This window comes from Frateuria sp. (assembly GCF_013362045.1).
In the GTDB taxonomy this organism is placed as follows: Bacteria; Pseudomonadota; Gammaproteobacteria; order Xanthomonadales; family Rhodanobacteraceae; genus Frateuria_A.
The window spans coordinates 1-2,405 of sequence record NZ_JABFWW010000244.1 but is presented as its reverse complement, the minus strand read 5'-3'; the positions used below and the strand labels follow the sequence as shown (position 1 = coordinate 2,405).

Sequence of the window (2,405 nt, the reverse complement as noted above, 5' to 3'; positions counted from 1 at the left end):
GCGCCGGCCGGTGCGCTGGATCCGCTGGCCTTCCTGGACGAACCCTTCGGCGCGCCGCCCGCATCCGCACCCGCCCCGGCCGCCAGTTGGAACCACTCCAGCGGCATGGCCGACCACTTCCACCCACCCGGCGTCGCCGGCCAGCGCGATGCGCTGCCGGAGAACTGGGACCTGACCATGGGCGACTTCGCGCCCCGGACCGCACCCGCACCTACACCGGCTCCGCCGCCTGCGCTGGCCATCGCCGCCGCACCGGCGGCCGCACCGTTTGCCGCCCCTGCAGCCGTGCCTGTTCCTGCCGCCGGCCTGCCGTCCGAGCTGGACGCCATCTTCCGCATCGTCGTCGACGGCGTGATGGACGTGCTGCGCGCGCGGGCCGAGATCAAGAACACCTTCCGCCTGCCGGTGACGCTGATCCAGCGCTCGGAAAACAACCCGCTGAAGTTCGCCCCGACCGCGGACGAGGCGCTGCAGAAACTGCTCTCGCCCGCCAACGGCGCCTTCCTCTCCGGCACCGACGCCTTCCAGGACGCCTTCGACGATATCCGCTGCCACCAGATGGCGATGCTCGCCGGCGTGCGCGCGGGCTTCGAGGCCGTGCTGGCGCACTTCAACCCCGACCGGCTCGAACAGGAAGTCGATGGCGGCAAGCGCTCGGCCTTCAGCGGCAAGAGCCGCTACTGGGAGCGCTACCGCGAGAATTTCGAAGGCCTGGCGAAGGACCCGGACGAATGCTTCCGCCGCCTGTTCGGCGACGAGTTCGCGCGCGCCTACGAGGAGCAGCTGGCGCGGCTGAAGTCGGCGCGGGCACGGCAGCGGTGAGGGCGCATGGCGCTTTTCGGGCGGGGAAAACGCAATAGAGGGAAGGCACGCGGCACCCGGTAGAGCGAGGGTTTCGTTCTTCCGGGCGGGTCAGAGGGCCGTCGTCCATGGTGAACACGCCCGACAGCGGGCGCAGCAGACAGGTCGCACATGACGCAGAACAACAAAGTGGTTTGGAGCGAGGGCCTGTTCCTGCGGCCGCAGCACCTGCAGCAGCAGGAGCGCTACTTCGAGCGTTTCGTCGAACTGCGTGCCGGCGCCCTGCGCCCCTACGCCTGGGGCTTCCAGGAACTGGAGCTGGAGCCTGACCTGCTGGCCATCGGCAAGCTCGGCATCCGCCGTGCGCGCGGCATCTTCCCGGATGGCACGCCGTTCGCCATGCCCGGCGACGACCCGCTGCCGTCCGCACTGGAAATCGACGCCAACTGGCGCGACCAGACCGTCTACCTGACCCTGCCGCTGCGCACGCCCACCCAGCCCGACAGCGGGAGGCCCGAGGCGCCGGCCGAGCGGCTGTTCCGCTATCGCGTGCGCGAGGCCGAGGTGCGCGACAGCTCCGGCAGCGTCGAAGGCACGACCCCGCTGGAAGTGGGCGGCATGAGCTGCCGCCTGCTGCCGCAGTCGCAGCCGATGGAGGGGCTGGCGCAGATTCCGGTGGCGCGCATCGTCGAGTGTCGCGCCGATCGCCGCGTGGTGCTGGACGAGTCGTTCATGCCCACCGCGCTCTCCTGCCAGGCGGTACCGCGGCTGGTGACTTTCCTCACCGAACTGCTGGGCCTGCTGCACCAGCGCGGCGAGGCGCTGGCCAGCCGCGTGGCGCTGACCGACCGCGGCGGCGCGGCCGAGATCGCCGACTTCCTGTTGCTGCAGGTGGTCAACCGCTGCCAGCCGCTCGTCGCGCACCTGGCCGAGGCGCCGCTGCAGCATCCGGAAGCCTTCTATCGCACGCTGGTGGCGATGGCCGGGGAACTCGCCACCTTCACCGCGCCGGGCAAGCGTCCGCCGATGTTTCCGCCGTACCGCCACGAGCTGCTGCGGGAGAGCTTCGAGCCGGTGATCGTGTCGCTGCGCAACGCGTTGAGCGCGGTGATGGAGCAGACCGCCACGCCGATCCCGCTGCAGGCGCGCAAGTACGGCGTATGGGTCGCGGTGGTGCCGGACCTGACCCTGCTCGACACCGCCGCCTTCGTGCTCTCGGCCAAGGCCGACATGAAGTCCGAGGAACTGCGCCGTCAGCTGCCCGCGCACGCCAAGATCGGACCGACCGAGAAGATCCGCGACCTGGTCAACCTGCAGCTGCCCGGCATCGCGGTGCAGCCGATGCCGGTGGCGCCGCGGCAGATCCCCTACAACGCGGGCTACCTGTATTTCGAGTTCGACAAGCATTCGCCGATGTGGCGCGAGCTCAAGACCTCCGGCGGCATCGCCTTCCATTTCGGCAGCGAGTTCGCCGGCCTCGACCTGCAACTGTGGGCGATCCGGAGCTGACCCCATGAGCACGACCAACGGTCCCTTCGACGAGGACATGCGCGACGCCACCGTGGTGCGTCCGCGCGGCGCACCGGCGCCGGCCGCGCCCGCCG

At 70.5% G+C, this 2,405-nt stretch carries 2 protein-coding genes; both read left to right on the top strand.

What is annotated here, in order from left to right; all coding sequences use genetic code 11:
- Positions 1-822 (top strand): type VI secretion system-associated FHA domain protein TagH (gene tagH / locus HOQ08_RS11695; protein WP_291194886.1); only part of this gene is annotated, 822 nt, incomplete at its 5' end.
- 150 nt (positions 823-972) lie between these two features.
- Positions 973-2,310, top strand: a complete 1,338-nt coding sequence (gene tssK, locus HOQ08_RS11690) for a type VI secretion system baseplate subunit TssK (RefSeq protein WP_291194883.1) — start codon at positions 973-975, stop codon at positions 2,308-2,310.
- Positions 2,311-2,405 lie beyond the last annotated feature (95 nt).

What these genes read in the sequence shown, in the direction of transcription:
- tssK (WP_291194883.1), top strand. Translation starts at nt 973, where the DNA reads ATGACGCAGAACAACAAAGTGGTTTGGAGCGAGGGCCTGTTCCTGCGG.